The organism is Bacillus sp. LJBS06 (genome assembly GCF_016924995.1).
GTDB classification, from domain to species: domain Bacteria; phylum Bacillota; class Bacilli; order Bacillales; family Bacillaceae; genus Bacillus; species Bacillus stercoris.
Map to the genome: position 1 here is coordinate 1,952,909 of NZ_CP070483.1, position 17,742 is coordinate 1,970,650.

Below are 17,742 nucleotides of genomic sequence, written 5' to 3' on the forward strand. Positions count from 1 at the left end.
ATTAAATGGATGAGGAAAAAAAAGAGCAGATTAAGGAGCATATTGAAGATTTACTTAAATACAAAAGAATGAACTCTAATCAAATATTTTTAGAAAGTATCGGTCTTTTTAAATTATCTTACTTAAGATTGAGCTTTTTGATTTTAATATTTGTGGCTGCATTTATATTCCTAAAATTTATTCTATTTAATGTAGCTAGTGCAATTGATATCATATCGGATATAACAGTCAATGTTAATACAATCATAATTCCTATTTTCACAATTATTGTTACAGGGTATGCTATATTTCAAGCACTAGCTAACGACCAGACCATGATCACCTTAATTACAGTAAAACATAAAGAGCAAAGTAGTAAATTTAAAATATATAATTTGTATTTTTTAGGTGTGGGAGTATTTTATTTAATTATAATAATCATTAATTTTATGTTGATGATTATTTTTAAATATTTATCCAGTAACTGGTATTTTATCTGTCTGAGTAAAGAAACCAATGAATTTATATCTGCATTGTTGATTAGTCTTTACATCACTTTTATATTGAATTTTTTAATTGAGCTGAAAAGTGTTATTTATAACTTGTTTCAAGTTTTCGTTACTAATGCCGCATCTAATGGTATAAACTTTGTAAAAAGTGAAATTGAGAAAGAAGAAAAAGATAAATAATCACTTTATGACATCCATAACGGATGTCTTTTTATTTTAAAAGGAGGAGGTGATTCCAATGCCGCTTAAGCCATTGAGGGAATGTAAGGTCCATGGGTGTAAGGCAATTACAAGGGAGGGATACTGCCATGACCACAGGAACGCTCAGCTGGAAGAAACAAAACATTACAACAAACATTCAAGAAACAAAACAATAACAAGTTTTTATAAATCAACTGAATGGAAACGAACAAGACAACTTGCTTTGAGACGAGACAATTATCTCTGTCAGCATTGTTTGAAAGATCATTGCTTCACTCCGGCGGACATGGTGCATCATATTGTGGAAGTAAAGGAAGATTGGTCGAAAAGATTAGACTTGGACAACCTTGTAAGTCTGTGTAAAGCCTGTCACAACAAGGTTCATGGCGGTAAGGGCAAGTGACCCTCCCCCCTATCCAAATCTCTGGAAAGGAAACGTTTGGAGAACGGCGCCCCCTCTTCTGCAAACAAACAACGCTTTTCAAAGTTCCGGAAAAACAAAATACCCTCCCGGCGAAATTGCCGAGAGGGCTTGGTACGACTGGTTTTGTTGTTAATTCCATCGTATCACGATTGATGAAAAAAACAAGAAAAAAATGCAATTTTTTGATGTGAAATGAGGTGAGAACATGCCGAGGCCTGCAAAATCCGCTATGCTTCAATTGATACAAGGCAACCCAAATAAAAAGAATACGGAAGAGCTGGCCGCACGGGCTGAGCACGAGAAGAAAATGAAAATGCGATCCGATAATATAAAACCGCCAACGTGGTTGGATAAGGTCGGGAAAAAAGAATTCAAACGGGTTGCTGCTCTATTAACAGAAGTTGAAATCATTACGGAAGCGGATATCAGCATGTTGGCTGCCTATTGTAATGCCTATTCGCAGTATGTATCAATTTCTAAAATTATTGAAGAAGACGGGATCATGGTCCATACAGAAGGAAAAGACAAAGACGGCAATCCAATAAAGCTTGTTGGTGAAGAGCATCCTTTGTTAAAAGCGGCAAAAGAATTATTTTGACAAATGAAATCAGCATCGAATGACTTTGGCCTTACACCGTCTGCCCGGGCAAAACTTGCTATCACCCGTACCCAGGAAGAGCGGGAAAAGCGGCTGCGGAGAAGGAGTTTAAAAACGTATGAAGACAATCAAACAATTTCTTATTGATTACTCGCGCGATGTGATATCGGGTGAGATTGTGGCTTGTGAAAAACACATTTGGACCTGCGAGCGTTTTTTAAATGATGTGAGTCGGGAAGGCACAAGGGAGTTTCCTTATGTGTTTAATGATGAAAAAGCCCGCCAGTTTCTTTACTGGATGACTCAGTTTAAACTTACGAAAGGGCCTTTGCAGGGAACTTAAAGGGGATGACGTAAGGGAGATTCAAAAAAGCGCTGGCTGCTCATTATTTCTATCCGGAAAAAAGGGCGAAGAATAACGGTATTGATGGCGTGTATGGATCAAAAACAGCAAATGCGGTCAAACGGTTCCAGTCAGTAAGTGGCCTTTCTGCTGATGGCATTTATGGTCCTAAGACAAAAGTGAAAATTGAAGCGCTATTGAAATAATATAATGATCCTCCCTTGCTAATTGTGACATCACGCATCAAAAAATAGCCCTTTAGTAGCTGGCTTTTTTTGTTAAAATGATGGAAACAGCAAGGGGGGATAATATGGCATTACTACGCTTTATAAGCTTGTATGGAATAGCCATCATTATATTGGTGGTCATAGCTAATTTTGCTCCATTTTTGGTGATGCCTTTATACTATATTGCCGTAGCTGCATTAGTCTTTCTGATTGTTTATCTGATATATCATTATACCCAAAAAACAGCGGGAGGAAAAAGTAAAAAATGTAAATAAATGTATATAAGAGGGCGAGGTGACTGATAAACAGGAGGAGATTATTGTGAAAAAGATATTGCTTTTTTGTCTGACTTTCTCTTTAGTATTTAGTATCTTCGGAGGAGCAGCGAGCGCAGCACCTAAACAAAAGTCACAGCAAGATATAACTGACATTAGAAATTACGTTGAAAAAACAGTTCCTTTGTTGAAATCCAACCTAGAAAATCTACCCCAAAATTCTTCTTTGGAAAAAATTGAAAAAACTATTTCGAATCACTACAAAAACAATCCAGCACCAAAAGCGTTTAGCAATCCAGACATATCACTTTATGATGTTTTCCCAGAAATGAAATCAGAACTAGAAAAATTCAGCCATAAAGCTTTCAATATGAACAGCTTTATGGCTGAACAAGAAAAAAGCAAATCCTATGGGGATGTGCTTACTTTTGAAACACAAAACAGTACAGTTAAGGTTTATCTAGGTGATCTGGGGGATATCCAGATACTTGAGCAAAAAACTTTAACTGACTCTCCAGACTCTCATGCAAGCGTCCAAGGCACTACAAAAACAGAAAGGACCACTGGTATTGCTTATGGACTTGGTGGACCGAAGCTCTTCACACTTTGGGCCGAAGGAAGATTTAAATATGACGGCAAAAAAGTTTCGGCTACTTATAAAGATGGCGACTATCAGCGCCACCCGTTGGGGACAGCTTTGGCAATCTCTCCTAGGGCATTAGGACAAGACCGGGACGCCAGCCATGGAGGATATGCCTATAGAGAGGTTTATTCACGTACATATGTTGAATCCATTTAGGTTTTAAATGGGCCGGCATCGTTTTAAACTCAGCTCTTGTTGAGGCGTTTATAGGGTCTACTGCAAAAGGAAGTGTTTACGGAGGCGTTAAGAAAGTGTAAAGGTAATAACCTCGCCCGAAAAGCCCGTCTCATAAGGCGGGCTTTAAATAATCCATAATTTCTTTTCTTTATCCCATGAAAGAGTGCCTTTGCGGATCAGGCTTTTGTGCTCTCTCGTATTTCTTTTTCGCTTTTCCCGATATAATTTTCGCTCCAAATCAGTCACATGCAATCAACTCTTGAAGAAAATAATACACGCGGGGGTAGGCTGGACAATGTTTATGGACCTAAGACTAAAACGAAAAAACAAGTGGATTATTTTGGAGAATCATATTCAATTGCGTCCTCACTATCAGAATCAGTTGATTCAAGTAAGAGGCAATATTGTTGAATAAGGATAGTCATTTAAAGAGGTTATTGTTGTCTTCATATCGAAATAAAGATGAAGTAAATGTGAGGGGGAGTTACTTTAATGCATATAACAACAAAAAGGTTATTGATACGTGAATTCGAATTCAAAGATTGGCAAGCTGTATATGCGTATACATCAGATATTAATGTGATGAAGTATATACCAGAAGGGGTTTTTACTGAAGAAGACGCAAAAGCATTTGTAAATAAAAACAAAGGTAATAATGCTGAAAAATTCCCTGTCATATTAATAGATGAAGATTTACTTATAGGCCATATTGTTTTTCATAAGTATTTTGGTGAACATACATATGAGATTGGGTGGGTGTTTAATCCGAATTATCAAAATAAAGGGTATGCTTCTGAAGCAGCGCAGGCTATCTTGGAATATGGATTTAAAGAAATGAAATTACATAGGATTATAGCTACTTGTCAACCTGAGAATATTCCATCATACCGAGTTATGGAGAAGATTGGAATGAGAAGAGAAGGCTTTTTTAAAAAGTGTATTCCAAAAGGCAATGAGTGGTGGGATGAATATTATTACGCTATTTTAGAGGAAGAGTGGAATTGAACTATACTGATCTAGCGTTAATCATTTTATAACCGATCTTCTCACTTTTGCCTTAGTAAGAATTGATCTATGGTGAATTGCTTAATATGTCATTGAACTCAGAGAATAAAGTGAACAAGCCACAGATGTTCATTATCTTTTAAGGGGTTCCAAAAAGACCATATTCCTATCGATCGCTCAGAGTGAAAATGGTATACTAAAGTTACAATCATAGGAAGGAATTACAATTTTTCTAGGTCTACATAAAATCATCTGATTAACCGAAAGTGAGAATGTATGAATGAATGTAATAGGGTATATGGAGGAAAGGTTTCAAAACCTCGAATTAATTCCTAGCATCTATAATCAATGGGGCACAGGAATCCATTTTTGTCTTGGGGAAAATATCTATCAACTCAAAGCAAATGAAGAATTGAATCTAAAGATGTTTCAGATTGTATATGAACAAACCTCAATCATTTTTAATGAATTATTCGAACAAAATGATGACATATTCCTTGTGGCGAATATGTATAAGCACAAAAAGAAAGAGAAATGTATAAGAAAATTAAAGGTATATCAACCGTTTCTAAAGTGTAAAAATCTTTTGAATCAAATGATGGTGAAGACATATCCCTACCCTTTTGAAATCAATAAAGCTGAAGAATATGAGATGCAGCAATTTTCCTTGTTATGCAAACCTCGAGACTTACGTGTAACTGAATTACTTAAAGCCGCCAGTAACGAGGATTTTCCATTGAAACCGAAATTCGGAGGTTACTCTATTGATTACCCTGATGTTTTCTTTGTGAACATTACAAAAGACATTATTTTCTTTATCTATGATGACCGCGGATGTGAAGTCATAGCTCTTGATTTCAAACGAATACGTCACCTTTATGAAAAATACCACGACTGGGTAGAAGAGTATAAGTACGTGTAATACTCTTTTTTAATAGAAACTGAAAAAATCTAAGTTTTATATGGCTCTAGTTCAGTTCGACAAGCCATGGGACAACAGCTAAAATGGTTTTACGTAATTAGGGAAGGATTCTAAAGGTCGGGCTGAGAAATGAATGATTCAATTAGTTTTCCATTTCAAAAAACCATATGCTGATGATGAGGATTGGATTAAATTAAGTGTCAACAGAAAGGGATGGGAAATTTCAGAATTGCTTGACTTTACTTTATGATGAAAGGGGTCGAGTAAGATGGATAAAAAAAAGGATGAAATACAAAGAAAGTATAGGGAGCAAATGAGGGAGAAGAAAGAACGAGAAAAAGATGATGGCAGTTCACATACTTTTGAAATTGTTGTTGTGCTGGCCATTATCATATTGATGTTTTTCTTTAATTCAGTATTTAGGGCTTTTTAGATATTGTACAGATGACTTTCACGATTATTGAATAAATTAATACAGAATTAATTTCTGTATTCTCTTTTGTTTTCACCCTCAATTAAATTTTTAAGATTAAAATACGTTTGAAAGGAAAAATCATAGTGTTTAACAAAGCCATTAGTCCTCAGACAGTCAAATAGCCATTTCTACTCCTGTTGAAAGCTTCTCTGTTTTTGCTTCTTATTTATTCCTGAATTGATATATGTATGTAGGGTTGGACTTATAACATAAACTACTCTGGCCATTCCTTTTCTTTCTACTCATGACCAAGCTTGCCATACGCTAACAGTCTCCATACATCCTGTAATCACCTTTATCAAACTCTTAAATGCAGCTTACCACTAACCAATTCCTTATTTCGCATAGATCATCTTTGTCATGTGGTTACACAAGTATCTGTTTTCGGACTGATCGTTGTTAATTGATACATGACATTCGCAAATATTTGAGACACTGAATATAACGGAAGAGTCAAAAATCAATATTTATTTCATTCCTGTTTAAACTTTCTGAAAAAGATGTTGAAAAAGTCAAAGGGATTTTATAATATTAAGTCAAGTTAGTTTGTTCGATCAACAAACTAATGAGGGGAACTTTAATTGTTTATCGATAAATCTCTTGTTAAATTTGGATGGAAGGTGGGAACAAACAAAAGAAAGAAGCTTTTATCCTTTTTCAGCATATAAAGTATGACGAAAAAAGATGAGTTTACTGCTTGCTGATCACCATTTAGATGATGAAAATGCTCTGTTTTGAAAGCGCTTTTATAAACACGTCCAGTCCATAAGTTTGAGGGGATTTTTAAACCGTTTCACACTGTTCCATATTAAAGGATCGAAAAGGAGAGAAATCATGCTCGGTGAAAATGTAAAGAAGATTAGCATGGTTGAAAAAGTTGGATATGCGTCTGGAGATTTTGCGTGTAATTTAATTTATGCAACAGTGTCTACTTATCTTTTGTTTTTCTATACAGATGTATTTGGTTTATCGGCAGCCGCCGCCGGTACTATGTTCTTAGTGGTTAGAATAATCGACGCACTCGCTGATCCTTTTATTGGAACAATAGTTGACAGAACGAATAGCAAATTTGGACGCTTTAGACCGTATCTTTTATTCGGAGCTTTTCCATTTGTCATACTGGCCATACTCTGTTTTACAACCCCGGATTTTTCGGATATGGGGAAATTAATATATGCCTATATCACCTATGTCGGCTTGTCGCTTACATACACAATGATAAACGTGCCATATGGCGCGTTAACATCTGCAATGACCAGAAATAATCAAGAAGTGGTTAGTATAACGTCTGTCCGTATGTTATTTGCGAATCTTGGGGGACTTGTCGTTGCATTTTTTGTTCCTTTACTGGCTGCTTATTTAAGCGATACTTCCGGCAACGAATCTCTTGGCTGGCAACTAACTATGGGTATTTTGGGAATGATAGGCGGGTGCCTTTTAATCTTTTGTTTTAAAAGCACAAAAGAGCGTGTCACTCTTCAAAAATCCGAAGAAAAAATTAAATTTACGGATATATTTGAGCAATTTCGTGTTAATCGTCCACTTGTTGTATTAAGTATTTTCTTTATCATTATTTTTGGAGTGAATTCCATCAGTAATTCGGTGGGCATTTATTACGTAACGTATAACTTAGAAAGAGAGGATTTGGTGAAGTGGTACGGTTTGATAGGAAGTTTGCCCGCTTTGGTCATTTTACCGTTTATTCCAAGGCTACATCAATTATTGGGGAAGAAGAAATTACTAAACTATGCATTATTACTGAATATAATCGGCCTCTTAGCTTTACTGTTTGTTCCGCCAAGTAATGTATACCTCATACTTGTCTGTCGCTTAATCGCTGCTGCTGGAAGTCTCACTGCCGGGGGATATATGTGGGCGCTTATTCCTGAAACAATAGAATATGGAGAGTACAGGACTGGGAAAAGAATGGGCGGTCTCATATACGCTATTATTGGATTTTTCTTTAAATTCGGTATGGCCTTAGGAGGAGTTGTTCCAGGTCTGGTTCTTGATAAGTTTGGATATGTGGCAAATCAGGCACAAACTCCGGCGGCATTAACGGGGATTTTAATTACAACCACCATTATTCCCGTGTTCTTGCTGGCTCTGGCTTTAATTGATATTAATTTCTATAACTTAGATGAGAAAAAATATAAAAACATGGTTCGAGAATTAGAGAATAGAGACAAAGTTTATTTGGATCATATTGATGATTTCAAAGCTTAAAAAAGAAAATAAACTGAGGAGGAGTCCAAAATGAAGATTACCAATCCAGTACTGAAAGGATTCAATCCCGATCCAAGTATTTGCAGGGTAGGAGAGGATTATTATATCGCTGTATCTACATTTGAGTGGTTTCCGGGAGTCCAGATCCACCATTCAAAAGATTTAGTCAATTGGCGCTTAGTTGCACACCCATTACAGAGAGTTTCACAATTAGACATGAAAGGGAATCCTAATTCAGGTGGGGTTTGGGCACCATGTTTAAGCTATAGTGATGGAAGGTTCTGGCTGATCTATACGGACGTTAAGGTAGTAGATGGCGCTTGGAAAGATTGTCACAATTATTTAGTGACTTGTGAAACGATTAATGGTGATTGGGGGGAGCCGATACCATTAAACAGCTCCGGGTTTGATGCTTCTTTATTCCATGATACAGATGGAAAAAAATATTTATTAAATATGTTATGGGATCACCGTATTGACCGGCACTCATTTGGAGGAATTGTCATCCAGGAATATTCTGATAAGGAGCAAAAATTAATCGGTAAACCGAAAGTGATATTTAAAGGGACTGACAGAAAGCTAACAGAAGCTCCGCACCTTTATCATATCGGGAATTATTATTATTTACTAACTGCAGAAGGAGGAACACGGTTCGAACATGCTGCTACAATTGCCCGATCTGCAAATATTGAGGGACCATATGAAGTTCATCCCGATAATCCAATCTTAACGTCATGGCATGATCCAGGAAATCCATTGCAAAAATGCGGACATGCATCCATTGTTCAAACACATACAGGTGAGTGGTATTTAGCTCATTTAACGGGACGTCCCATACATCCAGACGATGAGTCAATTTTTCAGCAGAGAGGATATTGTCCTTTGGGCAGAGAAACTGCTATTCAAAAACTCTACTGGAAAGATGAATGGCCCTATGTAGCAGGCGGAAAAGAAGGAAGCTTGGAGGTGGAAGCGCCTTCTATACCGGAAACCGTGTTTGAAGCCACGTACCCCGAAGTTGATGAATTTGAGGATTCAACATTAAATATCAATTTTCAAACGTTAAGAATCCCGTTTACAGAAAAATTAGGTTCATTAATCCAGGTGCCAAATCATTTACGATTATACGGTCATGAATCATTAACCTCGACATTTACTCAGGCATTTGTAGCCAGGCGTTGGCAAAGCCTCCATTTTGAAGCGGAAACAGCTGTAGCGTTTTTCCCGGAAAATTTTCAACAAGCTGCTGGATTGGTGAACTACTACAATACAGAGAACTGGACGGCTCTTCAAATCACGCATGATGAAGAACTTGGCCGTATTCTTGAATTAACAATATGTGATAACTTTTCTTTTTCACAGCCATTACACAATAAAATTGTTATTCCTCGTGAAGTAAAGTATGTATATTTAAAAGTAAATATCGACAAGGAAAAATATTATTATTTCTATTCTTTTAACAAAGAAGATTGGCACAAAATTGATATTGCATTGGAATCGAAAAAATTATCAGATGATTACATCCGTGGGGGAGGATTCTTTACAGGAGCCTTTGTAGGGATGCAATGTCAAGATACCAGCGGTCATCATATTCCGGCCGACTTTAGATATTTTCGTTATACAGAAAAATAAAGTGTATGTGAAAAAGGAGGCTCTATTTTAGGACTCCTTTTTCATCTTAGAATGTGCCTATATATAACAAACAAAAAGCTCATCTTTAAAGATGAGCGGAGAGCGACATTACATTGTAACCATATCCAGAAAATGATCAATCACAATGGAGGACATTCCTAATGCCGGTGCATTTTTTCCTAAGGAAGATGGTAATAATTCATAGCTATTGCCTAATTGGGAATAAACCCTGGACGATACTTCGCTTCTAATTGAATTTAAAACCATAGGATGGGATTCAATTATGCTGTTTCTTAAAATGATGGCTTGTGGATTGAATGTATTTAGAATATTGGTAAGGCCTATTCCTAAATAGAATCCAAAATTCTGTAATGCATGTAAGGTGCTGATATCATTTGCATGGGCGAGCTCTATGATATCTTGATAGGACACTTTTTTCTCTTTCGTCTGAAGAGATGTTAATAAAGCCTTTTCTGAAGCATACAATTCCCAGCAACCTCGGTTTCCGCAACTGCATTTAGGACCATTAAAGTCAATTGTCATATGTCCCATTTCTCCAGAGAATCCGCTTACCCCTCTATATAAATGGTTGTTGATAATAATACCGATCCCTATCCCTGTACTGATACTTGCATAAATAATGTTATCGTGATTTTTTGCAGCACCAAATACTTTTTCTCCATATGCGCCAGCATTTGCCTCATTTTCAATAAAAACAGGCACATTGAATTTCTCATGTATAGAAGATTTTAAGTCGATATCTCTCCAGTTCGAGTTCGGAGTGAAAACAATTTTTTGATTTTTATCAATGAGTCCTGGCGCACAGATGCCTATACCAATAAGACCGTAAGGAGATTGGGGCATATGCGTAATAAAGTGATGAATCATATCAATTAAAATGTCTTTCGTTATTTCTGGAGAATTTGATTCTAAATGGTGGTGTTGATCAAGAACGATCGTCCCTTCAAGGTCTGTTAAAATGCCATTGATATAATCCACACCAACATCTATTCCTACGGAGTATCCTGCCTTTTTATTAAAAACAAGCATGACAGGCCTTCTTCCGCCACTTGATTGTCCTTGACCTATTTCAAATACAAGATTTTCTTTCATTAATGTGTTTACCTGTGATGAAACAGTTGATTTATTTAATCCAGTCATTTCAGATAATTTTGCTCTTGAAATCGGTGAATTTTTAAGTATTTCTTTTAATAATAACTTTTGATTTACTTTTTTAACAAAGGCTTGATCTGCGATATCCACTTCATCCACTCCATTTGTATAACCTTTAAATTAAGTATGAACATAGTACATAGCGAATCTTCCCTTTATTATATCTAATGTGTTCATAAAAAACTAAAAAAAATATTGAAAATACTGATGAGGTTATATAAGATGAAAATAAGTTAGTTTGTTCAGGCAACAAACTAATGTGCAACTTACTTACAATATGAATAAAATGCATCTGTATTTGCGTGATCTGTTCTGAATTTATTTTTAAGGGGGAAATCACATGGCTCAATCTCATTCTAGTTCAGTCAACTATTTTGGAAGCGCAAACAAAGTGGTTTACGAAGGGAAAGATTCGACTAATCCTTTAGCATTTAAATATTATAATCCTCAAGAAGTAATCGGCGGAAAAACGATGAAAGAGCATTTGCGATTTTCTATTGCTTATTGGCATACATTTACTGCTGATGGCACAGACGTTTTTGGAGCGGCTACGATGCAAAGACCATGGGATCACTATAAAGGCATGGATCTAGCGAAGGTGAGAGTAGAAGCAGCATTTGAGATGTTTGAAAAACTAGATGCACCATATTTTGCTTTTCATGACCGGGATATTGCACCAGAAGGAAGTACGCTAAAAGAGACTAACCAAAATTTGGATATGATCGTGAGCATGATTAAAGATTACATGAGAAATAGCAACGTTAAGCTATTATGGAATACTGCAAACATGTTTACAAATCCCCGTTTCGTCCATGGCGCTGCGACTTCTTGCAATGCAGATGTGTTTGCGTACGCTGCAGCACAAGTGAAAAAAGGGTTAGAAACAGCAAAAGAGCTTGGCGCCGAGAACTATGTATTTTGGGGCGGCCGTGAAGGATATGAAACATTGTTAAATACCGATTTAAAATTTGAGCTTGATAATTTGGCAAGATTTTTGCATATGGCAGTGGATTACGCGAAGGAAATCGGGTACACAGGGCAGTTTTTGATTGAGCCAAAACCAAAAGAGCCGACCGTCCATCAATACGATACAGATGCAGCAACAACCATTGCCTTTTTAAAGCAATATGGCTTAGACAATCATTTTAAATTAAATCTCGAAGCCAATCATGCCACATTAGCCGGGCATACATTCGAACACGAATTACGCATGGCAAGAGTGCATGGTCTGCTTGGCTCTGTTGACGCGAACCAGGGACACCCTCTGTTAGGCTGGGACACAGATGAATTTCCGACAGATTTATATTCTGCTACACTAGCAATGTACGAAATTCTGCAAAATGGCGGCCTTGGAAGCGGAGGATTAAACTTTGACGCGAAGGTCAGAAGATCTTCTTTTGAGCCTGATGATCTAATATATGCCCATATTGCAGGGATGGATGCATTTGCAAGAGGATTGAAAGTCGCCCATAAATTAATCGAAGATCGTGTGTTTGAAGATGTGATTCAACACCGCTACCGCAGCTTTACTGAAGGGATTGGTCTTGACATTATAGAAGGAAGAGCTAATTTCAATACACTTGAGCAATATGCGCTAAATAATCAATCAATTAAAAACGAATCTGGAAGACAGGAGCGATTAAAAGCGATATTGAACCAATACATTTTAGAAGTATAACGGGATAAGCTCCAGATCCTGCGATACAAAGTCACCGAACTACCCGTCATAATTCCTTTACTCTTTCTGATTGTTATGACGGGTAATTTTTATAATTGGGATTTATTTAGAGTGAATGATTTTTTAAAAGGGTAAGGAGTGAAAAAATGAAGTACGTCATTGGAATTGATCTTGGGACGAGTGCTGTTAAAACTATTTTAGTCAATCAAAACGGCAAGGTTTGTGCAGAAACGTCCAAACGTTATCCGCTCATCCAAGAGAAGGCGGGATATAGTGAGCAAAATCCTGAAGACTGGGTGCAGCAAACAATTGAAGCATTGGCTGAATTGGTTTCTATATCTGAAATTCAAGCCAAGGATATTGATGGGATAAGCTATTCGGGACAAATGCATGGGTTGGTGCTGCTTGACCAAAATCGTCAGGTGTTGCGCCATGCAATTCTTTGGAATGATACCAGAACGACGCCTCAATGTATCAGGATTACCGAGACATTTGGCGATCATCTGCTTGACATCACAAAAAACCGCGTTCTTGAAGGGTTTACATTACCTAAAATGTTATGGGTGAAGGAAAATGAACCTGAACTTTTCAAAAAAACGGCTGTTTTTTTGCTTCCAAAAGACTATGTGAGATTTCGTATGACTGGTGCCATTCACACTGAATACTCCGATGCAGCAGGGACTTTACTTTTACATATTGCCCGCAAGAAGTGGAGTGATGATATTTGCAAACAATTTGGTATACCTGTAGATATTTGTCCTCCGCTTGTTGAATCTCATGATTGTGTAGGATCGCTGCTTCCGAACGTCGCCGCGGAGACAGGACTATTGGAAAAAACAAAAGTGTACGCCGGGGGAGCGGATAATGCTTGCGGTGCTATTGGAGCGGATATTCTTTCTTCTGGCAAAACATTATGCAGTATTGGGACCTCAGGGGTCATACTTTCCTATGAAGAAGACAATGAAAGAGACTTTAAAGGGAAAGTGCACTTTTTTAATCATGGAAAAAAGGATTCTTTTTATACGATGGGAGTCACGCTCGCTGCAGGATACAGCTTGGATTGGTTTAAAAATACGTTTGCGCCAAACGAATCGTTTGAGCAATTATTGCAGGGGGTGGAATCTATTCCGATAGGAGCCAATGGGCTGCTATACACTCCTTATTTGGTGGGTGAAAGAACGCCGCATGCTGATTCTTCTATCCGGGGAAGCTTGATCGGAATGGATGGAGCCCACAAAAGAGAGCACTTTTTGAGGGCGATAATGGAAGGTATCACATTCTCTTTGCATGAATCAATTGAGCTATTCCGCGAAGCGGGAAAATCAGCTAATACTGTCGTTTCTATTGGTGGGGGTGCTAAAAATGAAACGTGGCTGCAAATGCAAGCTGACATTTTCAATGCGAGGGTGATTAAGTTAGAAAATGAACAAGGTCCAGCCATGGGAGCGGCTATGCTGGCTGCTTTTGGAAATGGGTGGTTTGAATCCCTTGAAGATTGTGCAAAGCAGTTCATTCGTAAGGCTGCTACATTTTATCCAATGGAACAAAATGTCCAAAAATATAAAACACTATTTGATTTGTATAAGAACATCTACACTCACACAAAGGATCTCAATACAGCTTTGCAGAGCTTTCGAAAAAACGAATGACAATGGAACAATTAGCGACGAATCACCATCAAAAGCATTATCTGTTAACAAAATTGAAAACGTTATCAAAAAATCATTTCATGCAATTCTATTTTCAAAAAACAAAAGTCTATTACATTATAAACTAAGTTTTTTAAGGGGAAAGAGAGAATAATAGTCTAACTACCATGGCAGCCTCTTTTGAAAGTTGGTGAGCACAACGGTAAGACCAAATACACCCTCATCAAACAGGAGGAATACCAAATGAAGCAAAAAAGAATGAAGTTTTTATTAGCAGTTTTATTTAGTCTAGCACTGACATTACCTGCATGGTCCGCACAGGCGGCAACTACAATCACCTCAAATCAAACTGGTTCCCAAGATGGCTATGATTATGAATTGTGGAAGGATTATGGGAACACTAGTATGACGCTAAATAGCGGTGGCGCGTTTAGCGCCCAGTGGAGTAACATTGGGAATGCTTTATTCCGAAAAGGCAAGAAATTCGATACAACCAAGACTCACTCACAACTTGGAAATATATCAATTCGTTACAACGCAACCTTCAATCCGGGAGGAAATTCATATCTGTGTGTTTATGGATGGACAAAAGATCCGCTCGTAGAATATTACATCGTCGATAATTGGGGCACCTATAGACCGACTGGAACGCCTAAAGGTACATTTACTGTTGATGGAGGGACATATGACATTTATGAGACCACTAGAATCAACCAACCTTCCATTATAGGTATCACAACCTTTAAACAGTATTGGAGTGTCCGGCAGACAAAACGAACAAGCGGAACCGTATCTGTCAGCGAACACTTCAAAAAGTGGGAAAGCTTAGGAATGCCAATGGGTAAGATGTATGAAACCGCATTTACTGTAGAGGGCTATCAAAGTAATGGCAGTGCTAATGTAACTACCAATGTATTGACTGTTGGTGGGAAAAGTCAATAATCCTTTCTCTTGATTTACGATGAATATTGGTAGTATGTTCATGCACAAAAAACCCCCTCACATTAACGTGAAAGGGGTTTTTTATTATCTACACTTTTTATATTATTCAAAAAGATTCATGTTGAAAAAGTAAGATCAACTCTAACTATTAGGAGTTGCGAAATCAGCTATCTCGTGTGCTATACAGCAGAAAATTTCATAGGCAGTGTTTTTCTATTTCACACAGCCATGAAAACCTCTATTGGTCACGTATCCATTCTTGCTCCAGATGAAAAGTTTTTCTGATTTTGCTTCTTGCTCATCTAGTCTGAATTGGTCTATGTATTTGGTGTTTGGCTCATATACATATGCTACTCTGGCCAATCCTTCTTTCAACAATGTTTCCTGAACAGATTTGCCGTCAGCATAAACGTAAGCTAACAGTCTTCCATACTTATCTCTGCGATCGCCTTTATCAAATTCCAGCTGCAGCTTACCGCTGTTGACCAATTCTTTATTTCGTTTTGACGCATCCTCACCGTATGGCTGAACACAAGAATGCGGTTTCTTCGTCTCAGGTGTATCAACGAGCAAGTAGCGAACTGTGTCTTTTTTTCCGTTGTAAATCACCTTAATCGTATCTCCATCAACTGTTCTATCTAATGTAACATCTACCAATTTCTTATGAGGCGTGCCAGCCTCTTGTTCTGGCTGTTTATATTCATTAGAGTGAGTATGCTCAGCCTCACTAGAACCTGACTGGTTTGGTGATGTGCGATTTGATCCGCAAGCTCCCAAAGTAATACTTAAAACGGCTGCGATCATACTGACCAAAATCTTCTTCATATTCATTCCCTCTTTATCATTTTCTCTTTTCGCGCTTAAACATCAACATTATAACGATATGGACATTTTTTGTGAATGGAAAATACCTATAACTTCAGGGGAACTTCTTACACTGAAATTACCAATGGTTAACTTTGTAATAAGGTGACCAAAATATTACCATTACAGAAGGAAGATAAACAATTCTGAAAATGATATTGACTGAAAATGCTTTTGGAATTATGATAATATCAGAAGTGACAATAATATGACAAAAACATCACTACAATATAACAATTAACGGATTATGTTATTGATTAAAAATGCAAACGATTACAAACGCAGAAATCTAAGATCGAGATGACATTAGTTTTGTATCAATATCCACACTGAAAGAGCTTATTAAGTATTCTTAATAAAGGCAGGGGAGATGGATATGAATGAACATCGAAATCGAAGGTTAAAATTAATAATGATCTCAGCAACTTTTGGAGGACTTCTCTTTGGGTATGACACCGGAGTTATAAATGGAGCTTTGCCTTTTATGGCAAGACCAGATCAGCTTCATTTAACAGCGGTTACAGAAGGGCTTGTTACGAGTATTCTTTTATTAGGTGCGGCGTTTGGAGCGTTGTTATGCGGAAGATTAGCTGATCGATATGGCCGCCGTAAAATGATCCTTAATCTCTCTTTTTTATTTTTCTTGGCATCACTTGGGACAGCGTTTGCACCTAGTGTTTTCATCATGACGGTCTTTCGTTTTTTATTGGGACTGGCTGTTGGGGGAGCCTCAGCGATGGTACCGGCCTTTTTAGCAGAAATGGCACCGCATGAGAAGAGAGGACGTATGGTAACCCAAAATGAGCTAATGATTGTTGGCGGGCAATTTTTAGCATATGTTTTTAATGCCATCCTTGGTGTAACAATGGCAAATACGGGACATGTTTGGAGATACATGCTAGTCATTTGTGCCGTTCCGGCTATCATGTTATTTGCCAGTATGCTTAAGGTGCCAGAAAGCCCGAGATGGCTAATCTCCAAAGGCAAAAAAAATGAGGCGCTGCGTGTTCTTAAACAAATTCGTGAAGATAAACGTGCAGAAGCTGAATATCGGGAAATTGAAAAAGCGGTAGAAAAAGATACACAGCTTGAGAAGGCATCGCTCAAGGACTTTTCTACCCCATGGCTGCGCCGTCTTTTGCTGATTGGAATCGGTGTAGCCATCGTAAATCAAATTACAGGTGTGAACTCGATTATGTATTATGGCACACAAATCCTTAAAGAATCCGGTTTTGGCACAAAAGCGGCTTTAATCGCTAATATTGGGAATGGGCTGATATCCGTTATTGCAGTTATATTTGGGATTTGGCTGGTCGGAAAAGTAAGGCGGCGTCCAATATTGTTGATTGGTTTGGCGGGGACGACTACAGCGCTCCTATTGATTGCAATTTTCTCAATTGTGCTTGATGGATCTATGGCACTTCCTTATGTGGTGCTTTCTTTGACCGTTTTATTTCTTGCCTTTATGCAAGGGTGTGTAGGACCTGTGACTTGGCTGGTCATAGCGGAAATATTTCCTCAAAGATTGAGAGGACTTGGTTCTGGGATAAGTGTTTTTTTTCTCTGGATATTAAACTTTGTGATTGGTTTTGCTTTCCCGATCTTGCTTAGTTCTGTAGGGTTGTCTTTTACATTCTTTATATTCGTGGCTTTAGGTGTATTGGCAATTGGTTTTGTGTACAAATTCATGCCGGAAACAATGGGGCGTACACTTGAAGAACTAGAAGAGCATTTCCGTTTTCGACATGATCACAATACTCCTGAACAATCAGTTATTGAGGTATAGATATGTTGAACATC

16 protein-coding genes and 2 pseudogenes are annotated in these 17,742 nt (G+C 37.6%); 16 read left to right on the plus strand and 2 right to left on the minus strand.

From position 1 onward, the window contains the following. Positions 1–5 precede the first annotated feature (5 nt). From JQX68_RS09755 to xynB, 12 genes and pseudogenes are all read left to right on the plus strand, one after another. Complete coding sequence (locus JQX68_RS09755; protein WP_071581925.1) at positions 6–668, plus strand: hypothetical protein; 663 nt, start codon at positions 6–8, stop codon at positions 666–668. 58 nt (positions 669–726) lie between these two features. Further along, positions 727–1,092, plus strand: coding sequence for an HNH endonuclease (locus tag JQX68_RS09760; RefSeq protein ID WP_147771930.1), 366 nt, complete (start codon positions 727–729; stop codon positions 1,090–1,092). Between the two features lie 226 nt (positions 1,093–1,318). Next, complete coding sequence (locus tag JQX68_RS09765; protein WP_481748476.1) at positions 1,319–1,711, plus strand: phage terminase small subunit P27 family; 393 nt, start codon at positions 1,319–1,321, stop codon at positions 1,709–1,711. A 118-nt stretch (positions 1,712–1,829) separates the two neighbouring features. Continuing rightward, positions 1,830–2,048, plus strand: a pseudogene (locus JQX68_RS09770) (terminase large subunit); the annotation flags it as partial. A gap of 35 nt (positions 2,049–2,083) precedes the next feature. After that, positions 2,084–2,260, plus strand: a pseudogene (locus tag JQX68_RS09775) (peptidoglycan-binding domain-containing protein); the annotation flags it as partial. 104 nt (positions 2,261–2,364) lie between these two features. After that, positions 2,365–2,556 carry a hypothetical protein gene (locus tag JQX68_RS09780; protein ID WP_147771931.1) on the plus strand — a complete coding sequence of 64 codons (192 nt, stop codon included), beginning with the start codon at positions 2,365–2,367 and terminating at the stop codon, positions 2,554–2,556. A gap of 46 nt (positions 2,557–2,602) precedes the next feature. After that, the gene (locus tag JQX68_RS09785; RefSeq protein WP_240345563.1) at positions 2,603–3,355 is read left to right on the plus strand and encodes a hypothetical protein; all 753 of its coding nucleotides are present in this window, start codon (positions 2,603–2,605) and stop codon (positions 3,353–3,355) included. A 513-nt stretch (positions 3,356–3,868) separates the two neighbouring features. Next, positions 3,869–4,381, plus strand: a complete 513-nt coding sequence (locus JQX68_RS09790; RefSeq protein WP_040083079.1) for a GNAT family N-acetyltransferase — start codon at positions 3,869–3,871, stop codon at positions 4,379–4,381. Between the two features lie 280 nt (positions 4,382–4,661). Continuing rightward, complete coding sequence (locus tag JQX68_RS09795) at positions 4,662–5,303, plus strand: DUF3885 domain-containing protein (RefSeq protein ID WP_040083078.1); 642 nt, start codon at positions 4,662–4,664, stop codon at positions 5,301–5,303. 268 nt (positions 5,304–5,571) lie between these two features. Then, the gene (locus JQX68_RS09800; protein ID WP_205440636.1) at positions 5,572–5,736 is read left to right on the plus strand and encodes a hypothetical protein; all 165 of its coding nucleotides are present in this window, start codon (positions 5,572–5,574) and stop codon (positions 5,734–5,736) included. An 876-nt stretch (positions 5,737–6,612) separates the two neighbouring features. Further along, on the plus strand, positions 6,613–8,004 hold the full coding sequence (locus JQX68_RS09805) for an MFS transporter (RefSeq protein ID WP_147771933.1): 1,392 nt from the start codon (positions 6,613–6,615) through the stop codon (positions 8,002–8,004). A gap of 30 nt (positions 8,005–8,034) precedes the next feature. After that, positions 8,035–9,636, plus strand: a complete 1,602-nt coding sequence (gene xynB / locus JQX68_RS09810; protein ID WP_147771934.1) for a xylan 1,4-beta-xylosidase — start codon at positions 8,035–8,037, stop codon at positions 9,634–9,636. Positions 9,637–9,744: 108 nt separating this feature from the next. On the opposite strand, the gene xylR is transcribed toward xynB, so the two are convergent. After that, a complete protein-coding gene (gene xylR, locus JQX68_RS09815; RefSeq protein WP_069839403.1) occupies positions 9,745–10,899 on the minus strand; it encodes a transcriptional repressor XylR in 1,155 nt (384 codons plus the stop codon). Between the two features lie 250 nt (positions 10,900–11,149). Between xylR and xylA the strand changes: the two genes are divergently transcribed. The 3 genes from xylA to JQX68_RS09830 all read left to right on the plus strand — a co-directional run bounded on the left by xylA (position 11,150) and on the right by JQX68_RS09830 (position 15,078). Then, complete coding sequence (xylA, locus tag JQX68_RS09820) at positions 11,150–12,487, plus strand: xylose isomerase (RefSeq protein WP_147771935.1); 1,338 nt, start codon at positions 11,150–11,152, stop codon at positions 12,485–12,487. Between the two features lie 146 nt (positions 12,488–12,633). After that, positions 12,634–14,136: a xylulokinase gene (gene xylB, locus JQX68_RS09825; RefSeq protein WP_136654436.1), complete on the plus strand. Its 1,503-nt coding sequence runs from the start codon at positions 12,634–12,636 to the stop codon at positions 14,134–14,136. Positions 14,137–14,379: 243 nt separating this feature from the next. Beyond that, positions 14,380–15,078, plus strand: a complete 699-nt coding sequence (locus JQX68_RS09830; RefSeq protein WP_147771936.1) for a glycoside hydrolase family 11 protein — start codon at positions 14,380–14,382, stop codon at positions 15,076–15,078. A 213-nt stretch (positions 15,079–15,291) separates the two neighbouring features. Here JQX68_RS09830 and JQX68_RS09835 read toward each other — a convergent pair whose 3' ends face one another. Next, on the minus strand, positions 15,292–15,903 hold the full coding sequence (locus JQX68_RS09835) for a thermonuclease family protein (RefSeq protein ID WP_147771937.1): 612 nt from the start codon (positions 15,901–15,903) through the stop codon (positions 15,292–15,294). A gap of 409 nt (positions 15,904–16,312) precedes the next feature. On the opposite strand from JQX68_RS09835, the gene JQX68_RS09840 reads away from it, so the two are divergent. Then, positions 16,313–17,728, plus strand: a complete 1,416-nt coding sequence (locus JQX68_RS09840) for a sugar porter family MFS transporter (protein ID WP_147771938.1) — start codon at positions 16,313–16,315, stop codon at positions 17,726–17,728. Positions 17,729–17,742 lie beyond the last annotated feature (14 nt).

Coding starts and splice junctions, on each gene's coding strand:
- JQX68_RS09840 (WP_147771938.1), top strand. CDS start 16,313: ATGGATATGAATGAACATCGAAATCGAAGGTTAAAATTAATAATGATC.
- JQX68_RS09790 (WP_040083079.1), top strand. CDS start 3,869: ATGCATATAACAACAAAAAGGTTATTGATACGTGAATTCGAATTCAAA.
- JQX68_RS09835 (WP_147771937.1), bottom strand. CDS start 15,903: ATGAAGAAGATTTTGGTCAGTATGATCGCAGCCGTTTTAAGTATTACT.
- JQX68_RS09780 (WP_147771931.1), top strand. CDS start 2,365: ATGGCATTACTACGCTTTATAAGCTTGTATGGAATAGCCATCATTATA.
- xynB (WP_147771934.1), top strand. CDS start 8,035: ATGAAGATTACCAATCCAGTACTGAAAGGATTCAATCCCGATCCAAGT.
- JQX68_RS09805 (WP_147771933.1), top strand. CDS start 6,613: ATGCTCGGTGAAAATGTAAAGAAGATTAGCATGGTTGAAAAAGTTGGA.
- xylA (WP_147771935.1), top strand. CDS start 11,150: ATGGCTCAATCTCATTCTAGTTCAGTCAACTATTTTGGAAGCGCAAAC.
- JQX68_RS09800 (WP_205440636.1), top strand. CDS start 5,572: ATGGATAAAAAAAAGGATGAAATACAAAGAAAGTATAGGGAGCAAATG.
- JQX68_RS09755 (WP_071581925.1), top strand. CDS start 6: ATGGATGAGGAAAAAAAAGAGCAGATTAAGGAGCATATTGAAGATTTA.
- JQX68_RS09795 (WP_040083078.1), top strand. CDS start 4,662: ATGAATGTAATAGGGTATATGGAGGAAAGGTTTCAAAACCTCGAATTA.
- JQX68_RS09760 (WP_147771930.1), top strand. CDS start 727: ATGCCGCTTAAGCCATTGAGGGAATGTAAGGTCCATGGGTGTAAGGCA.
- JQX68_RS09830 (WP_147771936.1), top strand. CDS start 14,380: ATGAAGCAAAAAAGAATGAAGTTTTTATTAGCAGTTTTATTTAGTCTA.
- xylB (WP_136654436.1), top strand. CDS start 12,634: ATGAAGTACGTCATTGGAATTGATCTTGGGACGAGTGCTGTTAAAACT.
- JQX68_RS09765 (WP_481748476.1), top strand. CDS start 1,319: ATGCCGAGGCCTGCAAAATCCGCTATGCTTCAATTGATACAAGGCAAC.